Below are 25,677 nucleotides of genomic sequence, written 5' to 3'. Positions count from 1 at the left end.
GCATTTTCAACGCTGTCGCAACCGTGGATTTTACCCATGCAAGACACCCCGTCTGCTGCCTCACAACGACCTATGGCCGTTACGCTGCAGGTCGTTTCTATCGTCCTGTTCACGTTTATCGGTTATCTGAATATCGGCATTCCCCTCGCTGTCCTCCCCGGCTACGTGCACAGTGATTTAGGGTTTGGCGCCGTGGCCGCGGGCCTGGTGATCAGCGTGCAATACCTGGCCACGCTGCTTAGTCGCCCCTATGCAAGCCGCATCATCGACAACCTTGGCAGCAAAAAAGCCGTGCTTTACGGCTTGGCGGGATGTGGTTTCAGCGGCGTGTTCATGCTGCTCTCGGCCTGGCTGCAAAGCATGCCGATACTCAGCCTGATCAGCCTGCTGATCGGTCGACTGGTGTTAGGCAGCGCGGAAAGTCTGGTGGGCTCAGGCTCGATTGGCTGGGGCATCGGCCGGGTCGGTGCGCAAAACACCGCCAAAGTCATTTCCTGGAACGGCATCGCCAGTTATGGCGCGCTTGCGATAGGCGCCCCCATGGGCGTGCTGCTGGTCCAGCAGCTCGGCTTATGGAGCATGGGCGTGAGTATCATCCTGCTCGCCGGTATCGGTTTCGCGCTGGCGTGGCCCAAGCAAGCCGCACCCATTGTTCATGGCGAGCGCATGCCCTTTCTGCATGTACTGGGCCGAGTGCTGCCTCACGGCACGGGGCTGGCGCTCGGTTCGATTGGTTTTGGCACCATCGCCACCTTCATCACCCTCTATTACGCAAGCCATAGCTGGCCGAACGCAGTGCTATGCCTGAGCCTGTTCGGCGCTTGCTTCATCGGCGCACGGTTACTGTTCGGTAACTTGATCAACCGCCTGGGTGGCTTTCGGGTGGCAATTGCCTGCCTGTCGGTGGAAAGCATTGGCCTGCTGTTGCTGTGGCTCGCGCCCACACCAACATTGGCGCTGGCCGGGGCCGCACTCACCGGTTTTGGCTTCTCGCTGGTGTTCCCGGCGCTGGGTGTCGAGGCTGTGAATCTGGTACCGGCCTCTAGCCGAGGGGCGGCGGTGGGCGCGTACTCACTGTTCATCGACCTCTCACTGGGTATTACCGGCCCCGTTGCTGGAGCGATTGCCGCTGGCTTTGGCTTTGCTTCGATCTTTCTGTTTGCCGCGCTGGCGGCCATGACCGGCCTGCTGCTCAGTGTCTACCTGTACCGACAGGCGAAGCCGATGCGGGATTACACGGTTTAGATTTTTGCTGCTGAGGAGATCGCCTTCGCGAAGGGCGTGATGCGGTCCTGCCTAGAAATCCACCTTGCCGCGCCCGGCCTTGATGCCGCCACGCTGGCTTTTGCTTTCAAGACGACGCTTTTTCGAGCCCAGGGTGGGCTTGGTTGGACGCCGTTTTTTTCGACCTTGGCCGCATTGATGATCAACTCGCTCAGGCGTTCCAGTGCGTCGGCACGGTTCTGCTCCTGAGTGCGGTATTGCTGGGCCTTGATGACGATCACGCCGTCGCCGGTGATACGGCTGTCGCGCAACGCCAGCAACCGCTCCTTATAAAACGGCGGCAACGACGATGCATTGATATCGAAACGCAAGTGCACTGCGCTCGACACCTTGTTGACGTTCTGCCCACCCGCGCCTTGAGCGCGGATAGCAGTCAACTCGATTTCGGCATCAGGCAGATGCACCGCGTTGGAAATCACCAGCATAGAAGCACTACGTCAACACCTTCAGGCTAGCCGCATCACTGCGCTTGTTTTTGACGTTGTAACAAACCCACATCACCAGCAACCAGACCGGTATTGCGTAAACCGACACCTGAATGCCTGGAATCAACAACATGATGCCGAGGATGAACACCACGAAAGCCAGGCACAGGTAATTGCCGTACGGATACCACAACGCCTTGAACAGCGGCGTCTGGTGCGTACTTATCATGTGTTGGCGGAACTTCAGGTGAGAGTAACTGATCATCGCCCAGTTGATCACAAGCGTGGCCACCACCAGCGACATCAGCAGTTCCAGCGCATTTTGCGGGACCAGATAGTTGAGCACCACTGCAACGAAGGTCACCAACGCCGACACCGCAATCGCCCGAACCGGCACACCACGCTTATCGACCTGCGCCAACGCTTTAGGTGCGTCGCCCTGCTCCGCCATGCCTAACAACATCCGGCTGTTGCAATAGGTGCCACTGTTATAGACCGACAAGGCGGCGGTCAACACCACGAAGTTGAGGATGTGAGCCGCCGTGTTGCTGCCCAGCATCGAGAACACTTGCACGAACGGGCTGCCGCTGTAGGCATCGCCGGATGCATTGAGGCTCGCAAGCAGGCTGTCCCACGGGGTCAACGAAAGCAGTACGACCAAAGCGCCGATGTAGAAAATCAGGATCCGGTAGATTACTTGATTGATTGCCTTGGGGATCACGGTTTTCGGTTGGTCGGCTTCTGCTGCGGTGAAACCGAGCATTTCCAGACCACCAAAAGAAAACATGATGATCGCCAATGCCATCACCAGACCTTTGACCCCATTGGGGAAGAAGCCACCGTGTTCCCACAGGTTACTCACTGCTGCTTGCGGGCCGCCGTTGCCGCTGACCAACAGGTAGCTGCCGAGGGCGATCATGCCGACAATGGCCACGACCTTGATGATGGCGAACCAGAACTCGGCTTCCCCGAACACCTTGACGTTGGCCAGGTTGACCGCGTTGATCATCACAAAGAACACGGCGGCCGAGGCCCAGGTCGGAATCTCTGGCCACCAGTAATGCACGTACTTGCCGACCGCCGTCAGCTCCGACATGCCGACCAAAATATAAAGCACCCAGCAGTTCCAGCCGGAGAGGAAGCCCGCAAAGCCACCCCAGTACTTGTGAGCAAAATGGCTGAAGGAACCGGCCACTGGCTCTTCGACGATCATTTCGCCAAGCTGGCGCATGATCATAAAGGCGATGAAACCGCAGATTGCGTAACCGAGAATCATCGACGGACCGGCCGATTTGAGTACGCCTGCCGAGCCGAGGAACAAGCCTGTGCCGATAGCGCCGCCCAGCGCGATCAACTGGATATGGCGGTTTTTAAGGCCGCGCTTCAGCTCGCCCGAATGTGAGTTTTGTTCACTCATTGATAGTCACCTGATTGTTATTGTCTGTGACGGAACCGAATCCACCGCGCTCATGACGCAGCGGAGTGCAACAAGGCGGATAGCCCTGAATGTGTTGGATGCGCAGTTACGCCGTTGAATCACAGAAAAAACGCGAGGTAGTGTACACCGCCGAAGTGACCCAGGCTTACTGGAAAGCTACTCGGTCGGTCAGCTATCGAGGGTAAGCGACAATCATCAAACAAAAAAAAGCCAATCTTTCGATTGGCTTTTTTTATTCACCGCACGCGATTACTGCGGCTTGCGACGACCAAAGCCAGGACGCTGACCAGAGCCTGCCGGCGGACCATTGCGCTTGCCCGAAGGCTTGCCATTGTCCACCAGAACAATGCCAGGGCGTTGCTGTTTAGGCTTGCCCGGACGCTTGCTCACATCACTAGGACGCTCGGCCACTGGCGTGCCACGGCTGTCGGAACGACCGGCAGCAGGGCGCGGAGTGCGTGGCGAATCGCCACGCGGTGCACGAGGAGAACGCTCGACAGAATCGCTGCGCGGAGTACGCGGAGCACTGTCACCGTCTTCACGCGGCTTGCGCGCTGGGCGATCAGCACCTTCGCTACGGCCACGCAACGGACGGTTAGCAGAGTCGGTACGCCCGGTAGCAGGACGTGGACCACGGCTCGACGAATCCGAACGCGGCCCTGCAGGACGCTGATCGCGACCCGTAGAATCCGCACGCGGACGATCACGTTCGCTGCCAGTCACCTGTGGTTGACGGGCTGGACGCTCGCCTGCCGGAGCCGGGTTGGCCGGACGCAACGTACGTACGCGCTCGCCTTTGCCCAGTGGGCGGGACGATTGACGCTGCAAACGTTCCATTTTGTCTTTGACCTTGGCGTTCATCTGCGGCTGAGCCACAGGCGTCAGGCCGACTTCGGCGCTGAGAACGTCGACTTCGTACTGGCTCATTTCGCGCCAGCGGCCCATCGGCAGGTCGGAGTTGAGGAACACTGGTCCGTAACGCACGCGCTTCAAGCGGCTGACCACCAGCCCTTGGGATTCCCACAGGCGACGCACTTCGCGGTTACGACCTTCCATCACCACGCAGTGATACCAGTGGTTGAAACCTTCACCGCCTGGCGCTTGCTTGATATCGGTGAAGCGTGCGGGACCGTCTTCCAGCACCACGCCGGTTTTCAGACGCAGCAGCATGTCGTCATCGACTTCGCCACGCACACGAACAGCGTATTCGCGGTCCATTTCAAACGACGGGTGCATCAAGCGGTTGGCCAACTCACCATCAGTGGTGAACATCAGCAAGCCGGTGGTATTGATGTCCAGACGACCAATGTTGACCCAGCGGCCTTCTTTAGGGCGCGGCAGGCGATCAAACACGGTCGGACGACCTTCTGGGTCGTCACGGGTGCAGATTTCACCGTCTGGTTTGTTGTAGAGAATGACGCGGCGTACCGATTCGGCGGTTTCTTCGCGCTTGATCACGCGACCGTCGATGGCGATGGCATCGTGCAAATCTACGCGCTGACCAAGGGTCGCGTCTTTGCCATTGACCTTGATTCGGCCTTGGCTGATCCAGGCTTCTACGTCACGGCGAGAACCTACGCCAATGCGCGCCAGAACCTTTTGCAGTTTTTCGCCTGCAGGACCGATTTCCTGGCTGTCTTGCTTGTCTTGTACACTCATCTGGGCACCTCCCGGTGTGTCGATAACAGATCGTACTGAGAAATGGCGCGACCTGGTTGCTAAAATCTGATGACTTGAAGCCGTGCCTGATGACGAGGATAAATCGCCAAAAGGGCGCGAATCATACGCTCAAGGCGCGCGCTACGCATCAGAGACTCGTACAAATGCAGCGCCTTACTTCTTTTTCCGCCGACCGGTGGCGTTTAACCGGATCAATCGCAACACCGACTCTGCCAACACCGAGCGTTTATCGACCTTGCAGACGCTGATGCAAGACAGCCACGAGGATAATTATTTATCTTCAGGCACATCACGCTCATCTGCCTCAGGCTCAATCTCCTCACGCAACAAATCATCAAAGTCGGTCTTGAGACCCAGCTCCATCGAGTCGAGCTCGACCAGCAAGCTGCGGAAGCTGGTTTCATCACGCGGCGGCTCTGGCTCGGCGTCGGGGTCAAGGCTGGCATCGGCCAGGGCTTGCAGGCTGGCCGGAACCGGGGCGTCATCGAAATCGAGAATCGGCTCAGGCTCCAGTTCCCGCAGATCGGCCAGTGGCGGCAGGTCGTCGAGGTTTTTAAGGTTGAAGTGATCAAGAAACGCTTTGGTGGTGGCGAACATTGCCGGTTTTCCGGGCACATCACGGTAGCCGACGATTCTGATCCACTCGCGCTCCAGCAGGGTTTTGACGATATGGCTGTTGACCGCCACCCCACGCACATCTTCGATCTCGCCCCGCGTGATAGGTTGGCGATAGGCAATCAGCGCCATGGTTTCCAGCATCGCCCGGGAATAACGCTGCGGCCGCTCTTCCCAGAGCCGTCCGACCCATGGCGAAAACCGCTCACGGATCTGCAAGCGATACCCAGAAGCCACTTCCTTGAGCTCGAAAGCCCGGCCTTCGCAAGATTTTCCCAGCAATTGCAGGGCTTTCTTGAATACCGGAGGCTCGGGACGCTCGCCCTCCTCGAACAGCTCGAACAGGCGTTCCAGCGACACAGGTTTACCGGAGGCCAGCAGAAAAGCTTCGAGCAGGGGGGCCAGCTCGCGCGGGTCGTTCAAATTCATCGTTTGGCTCTTTATCAGGCTCGCCGCGCTTCAGTCGTGCGCGTCTTTTATTTATTCAGCTATTCAGCTAAACCGCTATTCGACTCTCGCCCGGACATGGATCGCCGCAAAGGGTTCGTTCTGCACCAACTCGACCAAGGACTCCTTGACCAGTTCCAGAACCGCCATAAAAGTCACCACAACGCCCAAGCGCCCCTCTTCGGCCGTAAACAGCTCGGAGAACGGTACAAACCCGCCGCCCTTGAGGCGTTCAAGCACATCGCTCATGCGCTCCCGGGTCGACAGCATTTCGCGACTGACTTGGTGGCTTTCAAACATGTCGCCCCGGTGCAGGACTTCAGCCATGGACATCAACAGTTCTTCCAGACTGACATCCGGCAGCAACCGGCGCGCACGCGCTTCGGGAGCATCCAGCCTGGGCACTACCACATCACGCCCTACCCGGCTCAAGCCATCGATACCTTCGGCGGCGGCTTTGAAACGCTCGTACTCTTGCAGACGACGGATCAACTCAGCGCGTGGGTCGTCTTCTTCCTGTTCAATCTCAGCCGAGCGCGGTAACAGCATCCGCGATTTGATTTCGGCGAGCATGGCGGCCATCACCAGATACTCGGCCGCCAGCTCCAGGCGCACGGTTTTCATCAATTCGACATAACCCATGTACTGACGAGTGATTTCCGCCACGGGAATATCGAGGATATTAATGTTCTGTTTACGAATCAGGTACAGCAACAAGTCCAGCGGACCTTCGAACGCGTCGAGAAAGACTTCCAGCGCATCCGGCGGGATGTACAGGTCCAGCGGCATGTGCATGACCGCTTGACCATAGACCATGGCGAACGGCAGCTCCTGCTGGGCATCCGCCTGGCTATCAACCGCCTCGGCCACTGCCATCTAAGGCTGACCCCCAAACGGTCGCGGATCGCCACAGCCCACCCGTATCACTTGCGGCTCGCCATCAGCCAGATTGATCACAGTGGAAGCCGAAATACCGCCGATGCCGCCATCAATGATCAGATCGACCTGATGCTCTAATACCTGACGCATCTCATACGGATCACTCAAGGGCACGGTTTCGCCCGGCATGATCAGGCTCACGCTCATCAGCGGCTCGCCCAGTTCCTCAAGCAGCGCCTGAGCAATGGGGTGGTTTGGCACGCGCAGGCCGATGGTCCGGCGCTTGGGGTGCAGGATCAACCGCGGGACTTCACGCGTGGCGTTGAGAATAAAGGTGTAAGGCCCGGGCGTATGGTTCCGGAGCGCGCGGAACGCCGCAGTGTCGACCTTGGCGTAGGTCCCCAGTTGAGACAGATCGCAACACAACAGGGTGAAGTTGTGTTTGTCGTCCAGTTGACGCAAGCGGCGGATGCGCTCAATGGCGTTTTTGTCACCGATCTGGCAACCCAAGGCGTAGGACGAATCCGTCGGATACACCACCAGGCCACCGGCCTTGATAATCTCCACAGCCTGTTTTATCAGACGTGCCTGCGGGTTTTCCGGATGGACCTGGAAAAATTGACTCACGGTATCTTCCTGTTCAGACGGCAGTAGGCTGGTCATGTTTGAATCGACACCAAAGTGGCGGAAGATCCTCCGGTAACGGGCGATAAACGCCAATTTCGGACCAAGCGCCAGGAGCATGAAAATCACTGCCGGCAGTTACCAGCAGACCGAACTCACGAGCCAGAATGGCCAGACTACCCACCTGCTCCGCAGGTTGCAGACCATTAACCACCTCGATAGCGTGGCCGCCAGCCTCAATGTAGGCGGCGATCAGCTTACGACGTTTACTGCGGGTGAAATCATAATGCCAAGGGTGCGCCAGACTGACCCAGGCCCCGGACTCGCGTAAGGTCGCGACGGTTTCTTCCAGGGTTGGCCAATGCTGTTTGACGTCGCCCAGCTTGCCAGCGCCCAACCATTTGCGAAATGCCTCAGCGCGATCTTTGACAAAACCGGCACTCACCATGAAGTCAGCGAAGTGTGGTCGAGCCGGAGCATTACCGCTGTCACCCAGCGCTTGCTGGATCGCACGAGCACCTTCCAGGGCCCCTGGCATACCTTTGATCGCTAATTTTCGGCTTATTTCTTCGGCACGCAACCAGCGTCCATGGTGTAAACGGTCAATGGCATCGACCAATGCAGGGGCTTTCATATCAAAACCGTAGCCCAGAATGTGGACAGTTGCCCCACCCCAGGTACAAGATAATTCCACCCCGTTGACCAGCTGCATATCCAACGCAAGCGCCGCAGCACGGGCCTCTTCGAGGCCTTCAAGGGTATCGTGATCAGTAAGGGCCAGGACCCGCACTCCGTTTTCATAAGCACGCGCAACCAGGACCGCGGGCGCGAGGGCGCCATCGGAAGCGGTGCTGTGGCAGTGCAGGTCAACATTCATAGGAGGCGCTTTCGCTGTCATTGATGTTTGTTATTATGCCGCCACATCCTGCTTCTGGCTGCCATTGTGAAACAATTCATCGACTTCATCCCGCTGCTCCTGTTTTTCATCGTCTACAAGATCGAACCCCGCGCCGTCGACATTCTGGACCACAGCTTCATGGTAGGCGGAATTTTCAGCGCTACCGCGATGCTGATCATCAGCTCGCTCGTGGTCTACGGTATTTTGTTCATCACCCAGCGCAAACTGGAAAAAAGCCAATGGCTGACCCTGATCGCCTGCCTGGTGTTCGGCAGCCTGACCTTGGCTTTCCATAGCGAAGCCGTTCTTAAATGGAAGGCGCCAGTGGTCAACTGGCTGTTCGCCCTGGCATTCGCAGGCAGTCACTTCATCGGTGACCGCCCATTGATCCAGCGCATCATGGGCCATGCATTGACTCTGCCCCAGCCGATCTGGACCCGACTGAACATCGCCTGGGTCTTCTTCTTCCTGTTCTGCGGTGCGGCCAATCTGTATGTGGCCTTCACCTATCAGGAGTTCTGGGTAGATTTCAAAGTCTTCGGCAGCCTGGGCATGACCTTGCTGTTTCTGGTTGGCCAAGGGATATTCCTGGCCCGCCACATGCACGACGCGGACCCTTCCACTCCTAAAACCAAGGACTGACCATGCTTTACGCCATCATTGCTACAGACGTCGCCAATTCGCTCGAAAAACGCCTGGCTGCGCGGCCTGATCACCTGGCGCGGCTCGTCGCGCTCAAGGATGAAGGTCGAATGGTGTTGGCAGGTCCGAACCCGGCCATCGACAGCAACGACCCCGGCGCTGCGGGTTTCACCGGCAGCCTGATCGTCGCCGAGTTTGAATCCCTGAGCGCCGCACAGGCCTGGGCCGACGCCGATCCGTTCGTTGCAGCCGGTGTATACGCCAACGTACTGGTCAAGCCGTTCAGACAAACCCTGCCGTAACAGGCTTGCGCAGGCGCCGCGCGCAATCATCGCGGCGCTTGCCGGTTACCCTTTTCGCCTGTTCACTATTCTCGATAACCTGCCGACAACCTGCTGAACACTCAACAAAAATATAGGAGTTCAGATGCGTTCAGGTCCGTTGTGTCTGCTGTTGACCGTGCTAACCCTTGGAGTTACGGCCCAGGCTGACGAGTTATCCGGTACCAACAACAGTGCCAAGCTTCTATTGCCGAGCGCCAGCAGCCAGGTTACCGAGTTGCAACAGCGTCTAAAAGAAAGCGAGCACCAGCGCGAAGAGTTGAGTAAGCAAATACAGAGTGTCGACACCGAACGCGAAAGCCTGCAATTCAGTCGCTTGCGCGTGGAGAACCAACGCCTCAAGTTGCAACTCAAAGAAGCACAGTCCGTCTTGCCTCCACGCATGTTTACGGATGAGCAACAATGGTTCGTCGCCGGGGGTGGAGTTGCGATGATTGCCCTACTCTGCGGTATCTTTGCCAGTGGCTGGCGTAGACAGCGTCGCCAGTGGCTGAATTGAGTGAATCATGAGCGAACTGTTATTAATTGATGATGATCAGGAGCTCTGCGAGCTTCTGAGCAGTTGGCTGAGTCAGGAAGGCTTTCAGGTGCAGGCTTGCCACGACGGCCATAGCGCCAGACGCGCATTGGCTCAATCGCAACCCGCAGCCGTCGTGCTGGATGTGATGTTGCCCGATGGCAGCGGCCTGGAACTGCTCAAGCAACTGCGTAACGATCACCCCGACTTGCCCGTGCTGATGCTGTCGGCCCGGGGTGAACCGCTGGACCGGATCCTCGGCCTGGAACTGGGCGCCGACGATTACCTGGCCAAACCCTGCGATCCTCGGGAGTTGACGGCACGCCTGCGCGCTGTTTTGCGCCGTAGCCATCCACCGGCAGTGTCCAGCCAGCTCGAACTCGGCGACTTATGCTTCAGCCCCGTGCGCGGCGTAGTGATTATCGATGAGCATGAGTTCACGCTGACCGTCTCCGAAAGCCGTCTGCTCGAGGCCCTCCTGCGCCAACCCGGCGAACCGCTGGACAAGCAAGAGCTGGCGCAACTGGCACTGGGTCGCAAATTGACGCTTTATGATCGAAGCCTGGACATGCACATCAGCAACCTGCGCAAAAAGATCGGGCCTCATGCCGACGGCCGTCCACGGATCGTTGCGCTGCGCAGTCGCGGTTATTACTACAGCGTCTAGGGCCTGCTTCTGTCAGTTTCAGGCCAGAAGCTCTTTACTCAAGCTTTACCGAGTATTGACCGCCGCTGACCTTGATCTCCCTACACTGGCCTCAACCGGCAACGAGCCGGATTAGAGACAAGGAGATACACCATGCGCAAGACTTTAATCGCCCTGCTGTTCGCCGCTTCATTGCCTGCTATCGCGATGGCCGCGCCGCCAGAAGGCGGCATGGGTCATGGCGGCCCTGGCATGCATGGTCACAGCCCGTACAGCGAGCTGAACCTGACCCCGGACCAGCGCCAACAGATCGGCCGAATCATGTTTGAGCAAAAACGTAGCCGTGATGAAATCACCCAGCGTTATCTGCAAATGCTGCCGCCAGCACAGCAGAAAAGCATGCAGGATGAGATAGACGCCAAGCATACAAAGGCCCAAAGCGACGTCCGCGCACTGCTGAAACCTGATCAGCAAAAACAATTCGACGTGATACAGCAAAAAGAAGCTCAACGTCGTGCCGAGCATGCCGAGTTCCAGACCTGGAAAGCCCAGAAAGCTCAGCAAGCCCAATAACGGCGAACCGACTCCTTACCCGCCCGATACGCTCACGCGTGTCGGGCTTTTATCGTTTGAGGTATTCACGTGCGTTCATTGTTCTGGCGAATCCTGGCCAGTTTCTGGTTAGCCATCGCCTTGGTTGCAGGCCTGTCTATTTTGCTCGGGCATATGCTCAATCAAGATGCATGGATCCTCAGTCGCCATCCGGGCCTCGCCAACCTGGCGCAGAACTGGACCGAACTCTACGAAAACCAGGGTGAAGACGCCGCACAGGACTACCTGCAACAGAGTAAACGGCGCTATCACATTGACGTTCAGGTCCTCAACGAAAGCGGTGAGCCCCTGGTACGCGGGACGTTTCCACCCCGTGCGGCGGCATTTGAAGCGCGCCAACACAACGATCCCCGCCAATTACCGTGGCGTCGCCTGACCACCGAATACACCAGCCCGAAAACGGCTGAAACGTATTTGCTGATCTACCGGATTCCGCACCCGGAACTTGACGCCTGGCACCGCGAAAGCCTGCTTTGGCCTCTCAGCGCCCTGGGCATTGCTTTGGTGGTGCTGACGTTGTTCAGCCTGCTGGTGACGCTGTCCATCACCCGCCCACTCAGCCGTCTGCGCAGTGCCGTGGATGACTTGGGGCAAACCACCTATCAACAGAACAGCCTGGCGCAGTTGGCCAATCGCCGTGACGAGTTCGGCGTGCTGGCCACCGACTTCAACCGCATGGGCGCGCGCCTGCAGAGCCTGATCAGCAGCCAGCGTCAGTTACTGCGCGATGTGTCCCACGAACTGCGCTCACCGCTCGCACGGCTGCGCATCGCATTGGCGCTGGCCGAACGTGCCGAACCGGCTGAGCGCGAGAAGCTCTGGCCGCGTCTGGCCCGCGAATGTGATCGGCTGGAAGCATTGATCGGCGAGATTCTCGTGCTGGCACGCCTGGACGCGGATTTTGGCACCGCCGAGCCCGTCGATCTGGACGCGATGCTGCACCACTTACAAAGCGATACCCGGCTCAACGCCCCCGAACAGGAGGTGCGGGTTTGGGTACAAGACGGTGTTGAGTTGCAAGGCTGGCCCGACATGCTCGAACGGGCGCTGGATAATCTGTTGCGCAATGCCCTGCGCTTCAACCCGGCAGGCCAAGCCATTGACTTGAAAGCCCAGTGCGAGGGAGGGCGATTGCTGATCAGCGTACGTGACCATGGCCCCGGAGTGGCATCGGAACACCTGTCTCAGCTAGGTGAACCGTTCTTCCGCGCACCCGGCCAAACTGCGCCGGGCCACGGCCTGGGGCTGGCTATCGCCAAGCGTGCAGCCGAACGGCACGGTGGCTACCTGACCCTGACCAATCATCCCCAAGGCGGGTTCGTTGCCACTTTGGACCTACCGTTGGAGCCCGTTATCCCTGGTGCCTGAGCGCATGCCTTCGAGTAAGTTCGCAGGTCTTGGGCTGAATACCGATTCACTGTAGGTGCTGCCGAAGGCTGCGACAAGCCAGGGTCGATATCGGATGCCAGGGCACATTGTATTGTTTCCATTTCATTCACACTAAGGCCCCGCTCCCCCCAAAACCGCCGTTCTCACGAACGGCGGTTTTTTTATGAGTCAACATTTCAGACCTTTCCCGCAACACGACGCGGATTTGGCCTACAGACGCTAAAAAACCTTTCGCCGAACATACCTTGGACAACTCTCCTTACAAAAGGCAGGACGTCGGAATGCCAGCGTTAGCTCATCAGCCAAGCTTTAGCCTGACCACCGCCAGGCTTGGACGGAATCCTTTTCATCTAATGCTTGGCGAGAGCGGATGAAAGAGCACCGCACTAAATACACCCGCCATCGAGCTGTTGTGAAGGTGGCGCCGTATGAAGAACTCGGCGTCATCGATGTTCATTTCTTACCCTGCAACAAAGTTGCCGTTTCGGCTGTCGCCGTTACTCCCGGTCAAGCCGGTTATCCCTTCAACTACCCCTCCAAAATGGAAGAGCCTGCCGTATGTCCCGCACCTTAAAAGCTGGCGCCCCACGCCGAAGGCCAGCGCTTTGGGCGGCTGCGCTCGCCTGCCTTGCGCTGCAAGCCTGCAGCAAATCACTGCCCGACCGACTGGGCGCGCCTATCGAGGGCTACAGCCATACCTCGGCGGCGATCAACTACTTCATGGTCAACGGCAATGGCGGGCCGAACATCGGCCCTTACGGCGGGGGCGGCAAGCAGAACTGCTGCGTGAGCCTGCCCCGCAAGTGGCACCCCGGCCTGACCGTGGTGGTCGAGTGGGAGAAGGATCCGACGCCGCACGCCTACGGCAAATGGCCTGAACCCATGTTTTCTGATGCATGGCACGCCCGAATGAAGAAAGAGAAGCTCAACAACACCCGCCATCGCGCCGTCGTGGAGGTGGCGCCGTATGAAGAACTCGGCGTCATCGATGTTCATTTCTTGCCCTGCAACCAGGTTGCCGTTTCGGCTGTCGCGGTTACGCCCGGCCAAGCCGGTTATCCCTTCAACTACCCGTCCAGAATGGAAGAGCCCTCGGTATGTCCAACACTTTGAATTCAGGCTCTCAACGCCCGGCCCCGGCGCCTTTAACGCCGACCCCGCCGTTCCCCAAAGAGGGGCTGCTGCCGCGCACGTCCGAGGATGTGGGGCTTAACTACCGCACACAATTTCGGCCCGAGCTTCTGGCCGGCTATGCGGCTGAACGCGCCGCCGAGGCGGCGGGTGAAACCTATACCGGCCCGCCGTGCATGAATGTGCTGAACATCTCCCTGTGTTTCGACGGCACCAACAACCACGAACCTTCAGACAAACTCGGTCAGCCCCCGAGCACCAGCAACGTGGCACGGCTTTACCACGCCAGCGTCGGTGCCGACTCAGACGCAGAGCAGAGCCGGGCGAATACCAACGGGTTTTACGCCTATTACATGCAAGGGGTCGGCACCGAGTTCAAGGAAATCGGCGAGTTCGAACCACGAGATTTGGGGCTGATCGGCGCGGTCGGCGGCGAGAACCGGATCAATTGGGGTATTACGCGCCTGCTGGATGCGGTGGGCCGGGCTTGCGGTGAACCACGTCTCAAGCCTTCAGACGCCTTCGAACTGGTGCAAAAAATGGGCACCTCGTTCACTGAAGAGATGCTCGGCGCGACGTTGCTCAAGAGCGGTGACAGCCTTCGGCGCGAGGCCTTACAGGCGCCGTTGCTGGCCCTGCAAAAAAAGGTCGACTTCGTGCATGTGCGCAAGACCCAACCCAGAATCATCGGCCTGCGCCTGTACGTGTATGGGTTTTCCCGGGGCGCCGCCGAAGCCCGGGCCTTTGCCACCTGGCTGGAGAGCCTGACCCAGGTCGAAATCGAGGGTGAAACCTGTTACCTGTTTGCTGGCCTACCGATCTGCATTGCCTTCCTGGGCCTGTTCGACACCGTGGCCTCCACCGGCATGGCCTACGCGATGCCGTTCGCCGAGGGCCATATGGGGTGGGCCGATGACTCCATGCGCCTGTCGGACTCGGAGAAGTTTTTGGAGCGCTGCGTGCATCTGGTCGCCGCCCATGAGCAACGCACCTGTTTCCCGGTGGACTCGATCCGGCGCAAGAACGACCCCGATGACCCGAGTGGCCCTTCAACCTACCGCGCCAATACGGTCGAATACCTGTACCCCGGCATGCACTCCGATGTCGGTGGTGGATATCCGCCGGGCGATCAGGGCAAGTCGCTGGGCGGTCCTCAGGACGTGATGTCACAACTTCCGTTGCACCATATGTACGCCGAGGCCTATGCCGTGGGTGCTCCGTTACAGGCGTCTTCGATTGCACTCAGTGAAGAGCAAAAAGAAAAGTGGCCTTGGCTGGAAATGGACAGAGGAACCGCTGAAGCCTTCGCCGTCTCCAAAACCCTCACCCTCCGCTTCAACACCTGGCTCGCCCACCACAAAACCGGCCCGCTGGAAGGCGCCTTGGCCGGTGAGCAGGCGCTGCTGACGGGGTGGCGGATCAATCGTTATGGCAGCTATCACTTCAGGACAACCTCCGCCTACCAGCATGTCAACGGCAAGGACATGACCCAGGAGGAATGGGATGCCCTTAAAGCGCTGCATGAGCGACAACTGGCCGAGAACAAGGCCAACCATGAGGGCCAACCGCTCAAGGAGTTGTCAGGCAGCACGCTGGCAACGCATCAGGAGTATCGGGCGCTCAAACAGGGTTATGAACAACGCGTCGGCGCGGCACAACCCATCGACTTTAATACCCATAAAGCCTTTGAACCCACGCTCGATCAGCGCCAGATGGACAGGGCCATGACCGAGTTCGGTCGCGACTATGACCCGAGCAACTGGTCGCTGGCGTTGGCCGGTGACGCCATCAGTTGGGCGACCATTCCTCATCTGCTGTTCGGGGGGTTGATATACCTGACCAACGAGCAGGATGAAGCCCAGGAATACCGTGACCTGCGCACCTCTGGTAACCAGGCTTACCTGGCGCTCTATGACTTAAAAACCGCCGAGCCCCTGACCGACACCGCTCGCACGCTCACCGACTTTTTCGACGAGCAGGTCCACGATTCACGCGCCTGGTTCATGAACTCAACGGCCTTGGGCGAGCGCGAAGTGTTCAGTGATTACTTCCGCTACCGCTGCATCTTTTTCGACACCGAATCCAACAAGTCCCTGTCGCCGGTGGCGAGGGCCGGGCAAGTGATTGGGGTGGGTATTGCGGTGGCCAGTGTCGGTTTGAGCATCAAGCGCCACGACCCGCGTTATCTGGTGGGTCTGCTGATTCCATCGCTGGGCATCCCCGTGTTTCGCGGCAAGGTGGGCTTTCCGCAAGTCAGCGCGTTTGATTCTGTCACGGGCATCGCCCTGCCGATGCTGGACAATCTCGACAACATTCGGGCGTTCAGCAAAGACCCTGGCGATATGCTGAAAATGGTGAAGGCCTTGCCCACACCGCCGCCCCTCAGCGCAGAAACCGCGACCACGCCTGAGTTGCAAAAACTGCTCAAGGCCACGGAAGCGGCGAAGGCGTTGGCGAAGGTTAAGGACCTGCTCGACACGTTGCCTGACGAGTCGAAGATGGGGTTGCTGGATCAAGTGAAAGGGGCGTTGGGCAGTGCAGGCGGCTGAGCCGCCTCTGGCTTCGATCTACTGCAAAAGCAACTGTCTTCACCCTGCCGAGTTTTAGGCCGGCTCAGCCCTGCCACTCACTGACAAAGTCAGCCGTGTCCAGCTTCGGTGCGGTGCGGGGGGGATGTTGTGGGGTGCCCAGGTAAAGGAACGCAACAACCTCCTCGTCCGCCTCCAACCCCAAACCCTTGGCGACCTGGGCCGAATACGACAACTCCCCTGTACGCCACACGGCACCGACGCCCAGCGCAAATGCCGCAAGCAATACCGCGTGGGCGGCGCAACCAGCGGTGATCCGTTGTTCTTGCTTGGGCACTTTGAGGTGATCCTGCAGTTTGGCAATCACCACCACCACCAACGGCGCACGCATAGGCCCCTGACGCACCTTGTCCAATGCTTGCGGTGTCGCCTCGGCATCGCTCTGTTGCAACGCTTGCACCAGCAACTCGCCCATCTGCTCGCGCGCTTTACCTTCGACCGTCAGGAAGCGGAATGGCCGCAGCTGACCGTGATCAGGTGCACGCAGGGCAGCGCTGAACAATATCTCCCGTTGTGCCGCGTCCGGTGCCGGGTCGATCAACCGGGGTACCGATACACGATTGAGCAAAGCGTCGAGCGCCTCCATTGAGCTGTCTCCTTTTAAAAATGATGGGCCATTCTAGGATGTGTTCACCCTCAATAACGAGCGCGCCGACCCTTTAATTACAATCAGCACTTACAACTGGTAACAAAAGCGTATCGACTTATAAAGCCTCGACCGCAGGTAGAATGGCGCCTTTCCACTCCCAAGTCAGAACCACTGCATGGCGTTGCCGACCCTTCGTATTATCGGTTTCATTATCGGCATTTTCCTGATCACCCTGGCTATCGCCATGCTGACACTGGTGATTTTCGACCACACCAGCGATATCCGCTCCTTTCTCTGGGCGAGTCTGATTACGTTCGTTGTAGGCCTGGCATTGGTCATCCCTGGGCGTCCCGAGCACATTCATCTGCGCCCACGGGACATGTACCTGCTGACGGTGTCCAGCTGGGTTGTCGTCTGCATTTTCGCGGCGCTGCCGTTTTTGCTGTCCCAGCACATGAGCTATACCGATTCGTTTTTCGAAAGCATGTCCGGGATTACCGCCACCGGGTCCACCGTAATGAGCGGGCTGGACAGCATGTCGCCAGGGATTCTGATCTGGCGCTCGCTACTGCACTGGCTCGGCGGTATCGGTTTTATCGGCATGGCGGTGGCGATCCTGCCACTGTTGCGCATCGGGGGCATGCGCCTGTTCCAGACGGAATCCTCCGACCGCTCGGAGAAGGTCATGCCGCGCTCTCATATGGTGGCCAAGTACATTCTGCTGACCTATGTCGGCATCACTAGCCTGGGCAGCCTAGCCTTCTGGGCGGCAGGCATGAGCCTGTTCGATGCGATCAACCATGCCATGTCAGCGATCTCCACCGGCGGCTTCTCCACCTCCGATCAATCACTGGCGAAATGGCAACAACCCGCCGTGCATTGGGTCGCGATTGTAGTGATGATCCTCGGCAGCTTGCCCTTTGCCCTGTACGTGGCGACCTTGCGCGGCAATCGACGGGCATTGTTCAAGGACGAACAAGTGCGCGGGCTGCTCGGTTTTCTGCTGGTGACCTGGCTGGTGCTCGGCACCTGGTATTGGGCAACCACCAGCATGCATTGGCTGGATGCCCTGCGTCATGTGGCGTTGAACGTGACATCGGTCATGACCACCACTGGGTTCGCCCTGGGCGATTACAGCCTGTGGGGCAACTTCGCATTGATGCTGTTTTTCTATCTGGGTTTCGTGGGGGGTTGTTCAGGGTCGACGGCGGGCGGGATCAAGATTTTCCGTTTTCAGGTCGCTTATATCCTGCTCAGAGCCAACCTCAATCAATTGATCCACCCCCGTGCGGTGATCAAGCAGAAGTACAACGGCCACCGCCTGGACGAAGAAATTGTCCGCTCGATCCTGACCTTTTCGTTCTTCTTCGCAATCACCATTTGCGTGATTGCGCTGCTCCTGTCGCTGTTGGGCGTGGACTGGATGACCGCCCTGACCGGTGCGGCCAGTACGGTCTCCGGCGTTGGTCCGGGGCTGGGCGAAATCATTGGCCCGGCGGGTAACTTCGCCGGGCTGCCGGATGCGGCCAAATGGATTCTATCGCTGGGCATGCTGCTCGGCCGACTGGAAATCATCACCGTGCTGGTCCTCTGCGTTCCAGCGTTCTGGCGGCACTGAGATCACATCCGCGCGCGATATTCCCCCGGAGTCTCATCAAACCAACGACGGAAGGCGCGGAAGAAATTGCTGGGGTCGGCAAACCCCAACAGGTAGGCGATTTCCAGCAAGGTCATGTTCGGCTGCGTCAGGTATTGCTCGGCCAACTCACGGCGGGTGACGTCGAGCAAAACCTGAAAACTGGTGCCCTCTTCCTGCAAGCGACGCTGCAACGTGCGCTGGGACAGGTGCAGGGTTTGCGCGACCGTCTCACGCTTTGGCTCGCCCTGAGGCAATAACCGGCACAGCACCTGACGGGCCTGATGGGTGACGCGGCTTTCCGAGAAGCGCGCCAGGTATTCCCCGGCAAAACGATCATGCAACTGCGCCATGGCTTCATTGGCGGTCGGCAGCGGCGCTTCCATATCCGCGCGCTCGAACACCAGGGCGTCATAGGGCGCGTTGAACGTCATCGGCGCATGAAAGGCTTTTTTATAGGGCTCCAGGTCCTTGGGCTGATCGCCCTGAATCAACACCTCGCGCGGCTGCAACGTCCTGCCGGTCAACCAACCACAGAAGGTCAAGGCCGAGGCCAGTGATGCTTCGGCGCTTTGCCGGGTCGGTGGCAGATGATCGCCATGCACGGTCAGGATCAGTGCGTAACCTTCGGGCAGCAGACGAAAGCTCAAGTCGGCACTTTCAGCGATAATCCGCTGATAACGCACCAACCGCATAAAGCCCTCCTTGAGGGTCTGGCTGGACATCAACGCATAGCCGGCAACGTTGAAGGACGCCGGACGCACGACTTTGGCCATGTTCAAACCAATCGCCGGGTTGCCTGAAAGCTCCACTGCTCGCTGCCACAGCCGTGTCATGGAGTCCTGAGGGAAGCGCGCATCGGGATTGTCCAGATCGGCATAATCAAGCCCCAGTTCCTTAAAGAGCAAACGACAATCGAGACCATCCAGTTCCAATGACTTGACGATACCCATCGCCCAACTTGCAGAAGTCGTTCTTTCGCTCATGGCAGTTTCTTTCAAGATAAGCCACGTCCTGCGGCTACTGGCACAAGGATACTATTCTGGTGCTTAATGTCACTGGCCGGATGAATCAGCCACTTTACACTCAGCCCCTAAAACAAGAACCGAAGGTACACGTCGTGACAACCACCCAGTCGTTCACACGTTTCGCTGATTTCTACCCCTACTACTTGTCGGAGCACAGCAACAGCACCTGTCGCCGACTGCACTTCATCGGCACCACGCTGGTGATTTTTATCGCGGCCTTCGCGATGGGCAGCGCCCGCTGGCAGTTGTTATGGGCAGTACCCATTGCGGGTTACAGCTTTGCCTGGGTCGGGCATTTCTTTTTCGAAAAGAATCGCCCCGCCACGTTCAAGCATCCGTTTTATAGCCTGTTGGGCGACTTCGTCATGTACCGCGATATGGTGATGGGCAAAGTGCCTTTCTAGAAAACTTCACCCTGAATGGCACTCGGCGCGCAGGGCCAGCAATGCGTCTTTCACGGTCACTGCCGAAATCCCCACGCAGCATAGACTGGGTCTTTGTTTACCCATAACAAAGACAGGACCGTCGATGAACACTCAGGCCCGCTTTACCCATATGAAGGAAGGTACTCAGGAGGATTGGGCGATCATTGCCCAGGACTTCAGCGCCTATGCCAAGCAGTTGCCGGGGCGAATTCTGACCCATCTTCGGCTGCTCGACGGTGACTTCGGTGGCTTTCCCGTTGATCGCCTGACCCACTCCCTGCAAACCGCCACACGTGCCTGTCACGACGGTCGCGACGAGGAGTACATCGTCTGCGCCCTGCTCCACGATATCGGCGACACACTGGGGTCCTATAACCACGCGGACATCGCAGCGGCCATTCTCAAGCCTTTCGTCAGCGAGGAAAACCTGTGGATGGTGGAAAAACACGGGATATTCCAGGGCTACTACTTTTTTCATCACCTGGGCATGGACCGCATGCTGCGCGAGCAATTCCGGGCGCATCCGCAGTATCAGCAAACCATCGAATTCTGCGCAAAATACGATGCCGCAGCGTTCGACCCTGCATACAACACGTTGCCATTGAGCTTCTTCGAGCCCATGTTGGAACGGGTTTTTACCCACCCGAAACGCTCGATCTATCAATCGGCCATAGAACAAGATCTTTCATCGTCCTGATGGCCAGGCTGGCTTTAAACAACCGGTTCGCTGACCCGTCCCTCGTCTTCCTCGACCCGCTTCTGCCGGACTGGAACCCGCGCCTCGCGCAGATGAGCGTCGGCCAGCCGGAACAATTCGATAGAGCCGTCTAAATGCTCAATCAGCGCAGTGCAGGATTCGACCCAATCGCCACAATTGAGGTACTCCACCTCGCCGACGTTGCGGATTTCAGCGTGATGAATATGCCCGCAGACCACCCCGTCAAAGCCACGCTTTACGCACTCGTGAGCGATGGCTTCTTCGAAGTCACTGATGAAACTGACCGCCGTTTTGACCTTGTGCTTGAGGTACGCCGACAGCGACCAATAGCCGTAGCCATAACGCGCACGCCAGTGGTTCAGCCAGCGATTAAGGGTCAAGGTCAATTCATAGGCCGAATCACCGAGAAAGGCCAACCAGCGGTGGTAGCGCGTAATCACGTCGAACTGATCGCCATGCACCACCAGCAGACGACGACCATCAGCCGTGACGTGCTCGGCCTCGTCCACCAATCGGATATTGCCCAGGATCAGCGTCGAGTAACGCCGCAGGAATTCGTCGTGGTTGCCGGTGACATAAATCACTTCGGTGCCGCGCTTGCTCATGGTCAATAGACGGCGAATCACATTGGTGTGCGCCTGAGGCCAATACATGCCACCGCGCAGCTTCCAGCCATCGATGATGTCGCCGACCAGGTACACCTTGTCAGCGTGATACTGCTTGAGAAAGTTCGACAGATGCTCAGCCTGGCAATCACGTGTGCCGAGGTGTACATCTGAGATCCACAAGGTTCTCACCCGTTGCTTGCGACTGGGTTTAGCGAGCTGAGCACTGCTCATGGACAACCTCCGGCAGGGTTTTAGCGAGCTTGCCCGGCGCTGGTTAATCGGAGATGACATTGGCGTGGCGATTGGATGACAAATGACCCAAAAACGGCAACAGACAACGGTCAGGCATGCGCTCTACACTTAGCGGTCATCCCCGCACCGTAAAAGCTGACTGATAAGGACTGCAATGAATCACCGTTCTGCGCTTGGCGCCCTGCATATTGGCGCCCTGATGTTCGGCCTGACCGGGGTATTCGGCAAACTGGCCGCCGCCTCGCCCTCGATCATCGTGTTCGGCCGCGCAGCTTTTGCAGTGATCGCCCTGGGCTTTTTCGCCCGTTTCGCCAGCAATACCGCCTGGCAATCACTGCGCGGCAGTGATTGGCGTCGACTGGTTCTGGGTGGGTTACTGCTGGCCGGGCATTGGGTGAGCTTTTTCATCTCCGTGAAAGTTGCCGGCGTGGCCATCGCGACACTGGGCTTTGCCAGCTTCCCGGCCTTTACCGTGATCCTCGAAGGGCTGATTTTCCGCGAGCGGATTCGCAGCAATGAAATCATCCTGGTACTACTGGTCAGCATCGGGCTGGTGTTGGTCACCCCGGATTTCGACCTCGCCAGTCAGGCCACTCTCGGCCTGCTGTGGTCCGTATTGTCCGGTTTACTGTTCTCACTGTTGTCTCTGACCAACCGCGCCAGCTCCGGGCGAATTCCGGCCGTACAGGCGGCGCTGTGTCAAAATCTGGTGGTCGCGGCGTGCCTGTTGCCTGCCGCGGCACCGGGGCTGAGCAGCGTCACGCCCCTCGACTGGCTGTGGATAAGTCTGCTTGGGGTGTTCTGTACAGGTGTGGCGCATAGTTTGTTCGTCGCCAGCCTGGCGGTAATAAAAGCGCGCACCGCCGCGATGGTCTTTGCCCTTGAGCCGGTATACGGCATCACCTTCGCCTGGTTGCTGTTCGCCGAGCAGCCCACGGTGCGAATGTTGTTGGGTGGCGCACTGATCATCGTCGCGATCGTGGTCTCGAGCCGGCTGGGATCTAAAACAATCGAGCACAAAGCCGACGCCGCTTCAGCCCACTGAATGCTTACGCCTGCGGATGATCGTTATGCCCCAGGTCGCGCTGCGGGTCGATCTGGTCACGCACTCGCTGCTTGAGTACCTTGGCTTCAGGGAACCCGCCATCAGCCTTGCGCTCCCAGATCTGCACACCATTGCACGTGATTCGAAACGCCCCACCGGTCGCAGGCTCCAGCGAGACCTTGCCCAGATCGTCGGAAAACGTGCTGAGCAACTCTTGAGCGAGCCACGCGGCCCGCAGAAGCCATTGGCATTGGGTGCAATAGGTGATGACGATTTCGGGTTTGACGGCAGACATATCCTGACTCTCATTCCTCAAGGGTTGGCGTTAAAAGGCGCTTTATCTGAGTATGGGACCAATCTGCCCGCAACCACCCCCTCAATCAGCTTATTCCCGCCAACAAATCCCGAGCAGTCTGCTGCTGGTTATCGTCGGTTTCGTTGATCACTTCCAGCAGCAGCTCACGTGCACTCTGCAGATCACCGTCATCAATCAACACTTGAGCCTGGTTGATTTTACTCAGAGGCTCCTCGGTCAGGTCGAGCATATCGAAGCCCGCCGAATCATCCATGAAGCCTTCAAGAAACGCATCATCCAGACTGTCGCTGTTGGCCTGAAGAATAGGCTCCGGCTCTGAGAAGTCGCTGAGGAACTGCTCATCAGGCATTTCGAAGACTTCCGGCAACTCTGTGAGGTTGGACGCGAAATCCAGGTCCGCCGTCAGCGGTTGTTCCGGCTGGCCTTTGCTGCGTGCGGCTGGCGTAGTTTCGAAGGGGTCGACCAAATCCCAATCGGCGTCCATTGACAGATCTTCCAGGTTCAATTGGAATTCATCGGCAGGCTGCGTGCTCAAGGAAGAGGCAACAGGTTCATTGACGACAACTTCAGGCAGCACCGGCTCTGACGAAGGCAGCGGGATGGTCACCAACGCGGGTGACGGTGTCGCGAACAACTGGGGATGCTGCGCGCGTATTTCCTGCAATTTGTCCGCACTAAGCCCCTGCTCGAGCGCCGCTTGCTCCTCGCGGGCAAAACCGTCGGCGTCGCCCTGCTGGGCCAGTAACTCAAGAATTCTCAGGCGCAGATCCGTGCGCTGCGGCTGTGTCTGCAGTGCGTCACGCAAAATACCCAGCGCCTCACTGATCCGGCCGTAAGCGATATAAATGCTCGCACCGTCCATGGCATCGGTGGCAGTACCAGCCAACCGTTGGGTACCAGGCGCCGGAACCGCAACCACCGGAGCTGTAGGTGGAACGACCACAGAAGACTTTTCAACCATGGGCACAGCGGCCGTCATCGTGGGTCTCGGCGCAGGCGTGTCGACGATATTCTGCACCGGCAGGGCGTTTATCAACCGTTTGCGCCGTACGGAATAAGCCAGTACCAGCAATAACAGCAGCACCAACACTGCACCCGACAACAGCAGCATGTTGCCGGATGATTCCTCCGCTGGCGCCTCGGTTACTGGCGGGGCGGGCACCGCCGTTGGCGTCACGGCAACAGCTGGCACAACGGGGGTGACCGTTTTGGTTGTGGATAACTTTAGTTCAGCCAGGGCGGCATTCAGTTCGGTGAGTTGCTTGTCTTTACCCGAAATCTGCCCCTCAAGCGCTTGCATCTGTCCTTTCAGGTCGCCCACGGTTTTGGTCAGTTGCTGGTTCTCGATAACGGTGCTGGCCAGTTGCTCAGCGTTTTGCTGCAACCCATTCGCAGAAGCTGCTGCTTCACTTGCCGCCGAAGGGGGTGGCGTAGTTTGAGTGGCCGCCGCGACCGAAGGCGCCACCGTCGAACGCGGCAGGACCGCACTGTCTGGCAGCAGCAGGCTCTGTCCGACGTTCAACCGAGTGCTGTTACCGTTGGGAAACGCCTGGGGATTGAGCGCCGCGATACCTCGGGCCAGCTCACTGGCGGAAGTTTTGCTGCCCGGCCCTTGCAGACGCCTGGCAATCGTTCCGAGGTTATCGCCGCTGGCAACTGTGTAGCGATTACCCTGCACCGCTTGCGGCGGCGCGACAGGCATACGTGATTCACCACCGCTCTGTAAAGAAGGATCGGCCCGCCTGGAGCGCGACGCGGCTGCACCTATCGCCGAGTCAGGCGGATCGAGCAACACCGTATAAGCATGCAGCACGTCGCCATTAGGGCGAACCAGACGCACCAGAAAGTTAAGGTAAGGCTCAGTGACTGCCCTTCTCGACTCCACATGCACCACGCCATGATTGCCATGGACGATGGGGGTAAAGTGCAGATCGTTAAAAAAGAACAGACGTTCGATGCCAGCCCGGCTGAAGGCTTCCGGCGAAGCAAGACTCGCCACAATGTCATCCGCGCTCAGGCCTGCGGTTTCTACCAATTCGATATCGGCATTGAACGGCTGATTCAACGCCGAATGCAGGGTGATCTCTCCAAGCCCCAACGCTGGGGCCAGTGCCGAATAAAACAGTGATGTTGCGGCCGCAGCCACACACCATTGACGAACGACCTGCCGCAACGGGCGATCGACGCGCGTTAACGCGGCCTGAGAACTCTTCAGCATGAAAATCCTTATAAAAACCAAAGCAGGCTTCTCAGCACATTCGCTGTCACACGCAGATAGCGCAAGTATGGGGGCAAATCGGGCCTGATGCTCGCACGCTTTCACCAATGCTTAAAGGGGTAAAAGCGCTTGAGCCACTGAATACCGGGTGTTCAGGATTTTTCCAGGTTCGCCAGGATCCGTGCGTGTACCCGCATGCAGATTCTCAGCTCGTCCTCGTCGATGCCGACGAAAAGTTCATGACGCAGCGCGGTGGCGATTGTCTCGATTTTGTCGATCAGCGGCCGCGCCGTTGCACATAGAACGATTTTTTTAGCCCGCCGATCTTCAACCACCGCCTGACGCAGAACCAGCCCCTGAGCTTCCAGACTGTCGAGCAAACGCGCAAGGGTCGGCCCTTCGACGCCAACACTCTGCGCCAACTCACGTTGCGTCGGTGCTTCTTCGAAGCGCGCAAGGTGCAACAGCACCAGCCAGCGCGCCTGCGACAGGCCCAGGTCAGCGAGGCGCCGGTCCAACTCGGCTCGCCAGCCACGTGACATCTGCGCCAATTGCATGCCGAAGCGGTGTTGATCAGTTAAAGGCATAGGAAACTCATGATTAAAGGCTTGTACTAATTATTAGTCAGCTAACCATGATGCCCGCACCGAGGCAAGTGTCACCCACTGTAACCAATCGTCGCAGGG

26 protein-coding genes and 1 pseudogene are annotated in these 25,677 nt (G+C 58.4%); 14 read left to right on the top strand and 13 right to left on the bottom strand.

The features are described 5' to 3' along the window. The first annotated feature begins 36 nt into the window (after positions 1–36). Positions 37–1,245: an MFS transporter gene (locus RGU44_RS02125; protein WP_322180220.1), complete on the top strand. Its 1,209-nt coding sequence runs from the start codon at positions 37–39 to the stop codon at positions 1,243–1,245. Here the strand turns inward: RGU44_RS02125 and arfB are convergent. The 7 genes from arfB to RGU44_RS02090 all read right to left on the bottom strand — a co-directional run bounded on the left by arfB (position 1,242) and on the right by RGU44_RS02090 (position 8,269). Further along, positions 1,242–1,709, bottom strand: a complete 468-nt coding sequence (gene arfB / locus RGU44_RS02120; protein ID WP_322215399.1) for an alternative ribosome rescue aminoacyl-tRNA hydrolase ArfB — start codon at positions 1,707–1,709, stop codon at positions 1,242–1,244. The two genes, RGU44_RS02125 and arfB, sit on opposite strands and share 4 nt — an antisense overlap. 7 nt (positions 1,710–1,716) lie before the next feature. Next, positions 1,717–3,126: an amino acid permease gene (locus RGU44_RS02115; protein ID WP_322180224.1), complete on the bottom strand. Its 1,410-nt coding sequence runs from the start codon at positions 3,124–3,126 to the stop codon at positions 1,717–1,719. Between the two features lie 270 nt (positions 3,127–3,396). Then, a complete protein-coding gene (rluB, locus tag RGU44_RS02110; RefSeq protein WP_322180226.1) occupies positions 3,397–4,806 on the bottom strand; it encodes a 23S rRNA pseudouridine(2605) synthase RluB in 1,410 nt (469 codons plus the stop codon). A gap of 291 nt (positions 4,807–5,097) precedes the next feature. Then, positions 5,098–5,871 carry an SMC-Scp complex subunit ScpB gene (gene scpB, locus RGU44_RS02105; RefSeq protein WP_322215396.1) on the bottom strand — a complete coding sequence of 258 codons (774 nt, stop codon included), beginning with the start codon at positions 5,869–5,871 and terminating at the stop codon, positions 5,098–5,100. Positions 5,872–5,946: 75 nt separating this feature from the next. Continuing rightward, the gene (locus RGU44_RS02100; protein WP_322217730.1) at positions 5,947–6,645 is read right to left on the bottom strand and encodes a ScpA family protein; all 699 of its coding nucleotides are present in this window, start codon (positions 6,643–6,645) and stop codon (positions 5,947–5,949) included. A 120-nt stretch (positions 6,646–6,765) separates the two neighbouring features. Next, positions 6,766–7,395, bottom strand: a complete 630-nt coding sequence (locus RGU44_RS02095) for an L-threonylcarbamoyladenylate synthase (RefSeq protein WP_322180230.1) — start codon at positions 7,393–7,395, stop codon at positions 6,766–6,768. Between the two features lie 13 nt (positions 7,396–7,408). After that, a complete protein-coding gene (locus RGU44_RS02090) occupies positions 7,409–8,269 on the bottom strand; it encodes a PHP domain-containing protein (RefSeq protein ID WP_322180232.1) in 861 nt (286 codons plus the stop codon). Between the two features lie 66 nt (positions 8,270–8,335). On the opposite strand from RGU44_RS02090, the gene RGU44_RS02085 reads away from it, so the two are divergent. From RGU44_RS02085 to RGU44_RS02045, 9 genes and pseudogenes are all read left to right on the top strand, one after another. After that, positions 8,336–8,932, top strand: coding sequence for a septation protein A (locus RGU44_RS02085; RefSeq protein ID WP_322180234.1), 597 nt, complete (start codon positions 8,336–8,338; stop codon positions 8,930–8,932). Between the two features lie 2 nt (positions 8,933–8,934). Next, positions 8,935–9,234, top strand: coding sequence for a YciI family protein (locus RGU44_RS02080; protein WP_219064536.1), 300 nt, complete (start codon positions 8,935–8,937; stop codon positions 9,232–9,234). A 124-nt stretch (positions 9,235–9,358) separates the two neighbouring features. Then, positions 9,359–9,772 (top strand): translation initiation factor 2, encoded by a 414-nt coding sequence (locus tag RGU44_RS02075; protein ID WP_322215394.1) that lies wholly within the window; start codon positions 9,359–9,361, stop codon positions 9,770–9,772. Positions 9,773–9,779: 7 nt separating this feature from the next. After that, positions 9,780–10,457, top strand: a complete 678-nt coding sequence (locus tag RGU44_RS02070) for a response regulator transcription factor (RefSeq protein WP_219064538.1) — start codon at positions 9,780–9,782, stop codon at positions 10,455–10,457. 132 nt (positions 10,458–10,589) lie between these two features. Continuing rightward, positions 10,590–11,009, top strand: coding sequence for an LTXXQ domain protein (locus RGU44_RS02065; RefSeq protein ID WP_219064539.1), 420 nt, complete (start codon positions 10,590–10,592; stop codon positions 11,007–11,009). 69 nt (positions 11,010–11,078) lie between these two features. Beyond that, positions 11,079–12,416 carry a HAMP domain-containing sensor histidine kinase gene (locus tag RGU44_RS02060; RefSeq protein ID WP_322215392.1) on the top strand — a complete coding sequence of 446 codons (1,338 nt, stop codon included), beginning with the start codon at positions 11,079–11,081 and terminating at the stop codon, positions 12,414–12,416. A 364-nt stretch (positions 12,417–12,780) separates the two neighbouring features. Then, positions 12,781–13,011: pseudogene (locus RGU44_RS02055) on the top strand (DUF3304 domain-containing protein); the annotation flags it as partial. Next, positions 12,996–13,550 carry a DUF3304 domain-containing protein gene (locus RGU44_RS02050; RefSeq protein WP_322215390.1) on the top strand — a complete coding sequence of 185 codons (555 nt, stop codon included), beginning with the start codon at positions 12,996–12,998 and terminating at the stop codon, positions 13,548–13,550. The pseudogene RGU44_RS02055 and the gene RGU44_RS02050, both read left to right, overlap by 16 nt. Then, positions 13,535–16,117, top strand: coding sequence for a DUF2235 domain-containing protein (locus RGU44_RS02045; protein ID WP_322215388.1), 2,583 nt, complete (start codon positions 13,535–13,537; stop codon positions 16,115–16,117). Before RGU44_RS02050 ends, RGU44_RS02045 begins: the two co-directional genes overlap by 16 nt. Positions 16,118–16,181: 64 nt before the next feature. Here the strand turns inward: RGU44_RS02045 and RGU44_RS02040 are convergent, their stop codons facing one another. After that, positions 16,182–16,742, bottom strand: a complete 561-nt coding sequence (locus RGU44_RS02040; protein WP_219064195.1) for a nitroreductase family protein — start codon at positions 16,740–16,742, stop codon at positions 16,182–16,184. A gap of 178 nt (positions 16,743–16,920) precedes the next feature. On the opposite strand from RGU44_RS02040, the gene RGU44_RS02035 reads away from it, so the two are divergent. Further along, the gene (locus RGU44_RS02035; protein ID WP_322215386.1) at positions 16,921–18,363 is read left to right on the top strand and encodes a TrkH family potassium uptake protein; all 1,443 of its coding nucleotides are present in this window, start codon (positions 16,921–16,923) and stop codon (positions 18,361–18,363) included. Between the two features lie 2 nt (positions 18,364–18,365). Here the strand turns inward: RGU44_RS02035 and RGU44_RS02030 are convergent, their stop codons facing one another. Beyond that, positions 18,366–19,367, bottom strand: a complete 1,002-nt coding sequence (locus tag RGU44_RS02030; protein ID WP_322180256.1) for an AraC family transcriptional regulator — start codon at positions 19,365–19,367, stop codon at positions 18,366–18,368. Between the two features lie 134 nt (positions 19,368–19,501). Between RGU44_RS02030 and RGU44_RS02025 the strand changes: the two genes are divergently transcribed. Beyond that, positions 19,502–19,813, top strand: a complete 312-nt coding sequence (locus RGU44_RS02025; RefSeq protein ID WP_322215384.1) for a DUF962 domain-containing protein — start codon at positions 19,502–19,504, stop codon at positions 19,811–19,813. 124 nt (positions 19,814–19,937) lie between these two features. Further along, positions 19,938–20,531, top strand: coding sequence for an HD domain-containing protein (locus tag RGU44_RS02020; protein ID WP_322180260.1), 594 nt, complete (start codon positions 19,938–19,940; stop codon positions 20,529–20,531). 14 nt (positions 20,532–20,545) lie between these two features. On the opposite strand, the gene RGU44_RS02015 is transcribed toward RGU44_RS02020, so the two are convergent. After that, positions 20,546–21,391, bottom strand: coding sequence for a UDP-2,3-diacylglucosamine diphosphatase (locus tag RGU44_RS02015; RefSeq protein WP_322215382.1), 846 nt, complete (start codon positions 21,389–21,391; stop codon positions 20,546–20,548). A gap of 175 nt (positions 21,392–21,566) precedes the next feature. Here RGU44_RS02015 and RGU44_RS02010 point away from each other — a divergent pair, with 175 nt between their 5' ends. Further along, the gene (locus RGU44_RS02010) at positions 21,567–22,457 is read left to right on the top strand and encodes a DMT family transporter (protein ID WP_322180264.1); all 891 of its coding nucleotides are present in this window, start codon (positions 21,567–21,569) and stop codon (positions 22,455–22,457) included. 4 nt (positions 22,458–22,461) lie between these two features. Here the strand turns inward: RGU44_RS02010 and RGU44_RS02005 are convergent, their stop codons facing one another. From RGU44_RS02005 to RGU44_RS01995, 3 genes are all read right to left on the bottom strand, one after another. Beyond that, positions 22,462–22,752: a SelT/SelW/SelH family protein gene (locus tag RGU44_RS02005; RefSeq protein ID WP_322215379.1), complete on the bottom strand. Its 291-nt coding sequence runs from the start codon at positions 22,750–22,752 to the stop codon at positions 22,462–22,464. A gap of 85 nt (positions 22,753–22,837) precedes the next feature. Beyond that, positions 22,838–24,991 (bottom strand): FimV/HubP family polar landmark protein, encoded by a 2,154-nt coding sequence (locus RGU44_RS02000; protein WP_322215376.1) that lies wholly within the window; start codon positions 24,989–24,991, stop codon positions 22,838–22,840. 152 nt (positions 24,992–25,143) lie between these two features. After that, a complete protein-coding gene (locus tag RGU44_RS01995) occupies positions 25,144–25,578 on the bottom strand; it encodes a MarR family transcriptional regulator (protein WP_322180270.1) in 435 nt (144 codons plus the stop codon). Between the last annotated feature and the right edge of the window lie 99 nt (positions 25,579–25,677).

Origin of the sequence: Pseudomonas sp. 5C2, assembly GCF_034314155.1 — a bacterium.
In the GTDB taxonomy this organism is placed as follows: Bacteria; Pseudomonadota; Gammaproteobacteria; order Pseudomonadales; family Pseudomonadaceae; genus Aquipseudomonas.
This window is presented reverse-complemented; position numbering and strand designations above follow the sequence as displayed.

Coding starts and splice junctions, on each gene's coding strand:
- RGU44_RS02125 (WP_322180220.1), top strand. CDS start 37: ATGCAAGACACCCCGTCTGCTGCCTCACAACGACCTATGGCCGTTACG.
- RGU44_RS02065 (WP_219064539.1), top strand. CDS start 10,590: ATGCGCAAGACTTTAATCGCCCTGCTGTTCGCCGCTTCATTGCCTGCT.
- RGU44_RS02050 (WP_322215390.1), top strand. CDS start 12,996: ATGTCCCGCACCTTAAAAGCTGGCGCCCCACGCCGAAGGCCAGCGCTT.
- RGU44_RS02030 (WP_322180256.1), bottom strand. CDS start 19,367: ATGAGCGAAAGAACGACTTCTGCAAGTTGGGCGATGGGTATCGTCAAG.
- arfB (WP_322215399.1), bottom strand. CDS start 1,709: ATGCTGGTGATTTCCAACGCGGTGCATCTGCCTGATGCCGAAATCGAG.
- rluB (WP_322180226.1), bottom strand. CDS start 4,806: ATGAGTGTACAAGACAAGCAAGACAGCCAGGAAATCGGTCCTGCAGGC.
- RGU44_RS02020 (WP_322180260.1), top strand. CDS start 19,938: ATGAACACTCAGGCCCGCTTTACCCATATGAAGGAAGGTACTCAGGAG.
- RGU44_RS02000 (WP_322215376.1), bottom strand. CDS start 24,991: ATGCTGAAGAGTTCTCAGGCCGCGTTAACGCGCGTCGATCGCCCGTTG.
- RGU44_RS02070 (WP_219064538.1), top strand. CDS start 9,780: ATGAGCGAACTGTTATTAATTGATGATGATCAGGAGCTCTGCGAGCTT.
- RGU44_RS02035 (WP_322215386.1), top strand. CDS start 16,921: ATGGCGTTGCCGACCCTTCGTATTATCGGTTTCATTATCGGCATTTTC.
- RGU44_RS02010 (WP_322180264.1), top strand. CDS start 21,567: ATGAATCACCGTTCTGCGCTTGGCGCCCTGCATATTGGCGCCCTGATG.
- RGU44_RS02015 (WP_322215382.1), bottom strand. CDS start 21,391: ATGAGCAGTGCTCAGCTCGCTAAACCCAGTCGCAAGCAACGGGTGAGA.
- RGU44_RS02075 (WP_322215394.1), top strand. CDS start 9,359: ATGCGTTCAGGTCCGTTGTGTCTGCTGTTGACCGTGCTAACCCTTGGA.
- RGU44_RS02115 (WP_322180224.1), bottom strand. CDS start 3,126: ATGAGTGAACAAAACTCACATTCGGGCGAGCTGAAGCGCGGCCTTAAA.
- scpB (WP_322215396.1), bottom strand. CDS start 5,871: ATGAATTTGAACGACCCGCGCGAGCTGGCCCCCCTGCTCGAAGCTTTT.
- RGU44_RS01995 (WP_322180270.1), bottom strand. CDS start 25,578: ATGCCTTTAACTGATCAACACCGCTTCGGCATGCAATTGGCGCAGATG.
- RGU44_RS02090 (WP_322180232.1), bottom strand. CDS start 8,269: ATGAATGTTGACCTGCACTGCCACAGCACCGCTTCCGATGGCGCCCTC.
- RGU44_RS02005 (WP_322215379.1), bottom strand. CDS start 22,752: ATGTCTGCCGTCAAACCCGAAATCGTCATCACCTATTGCACCCAATGC.
- RGU44_RS02045 (WP_322215388.1), top strand. CDS start 13,535: ATGTCCAACACTTTGAATTCAGGCTCTCAACGCCCGGCCCCGGCGCCT.
- RGU44_RS02080 (WP_219064536.1), top strand. CDS start 8,935: ATGCTTTACGCCATCATTGCTACAGACGTCGCCAATTCGCTCGAAAAA.
- RGU44_RS02040 (WP_219064195.1), bottom strand. CDS start 16,742: ATGGAGGCGCTCGACGCTTTGCTCAATCGTGTATCGGTACCCCGGTTG.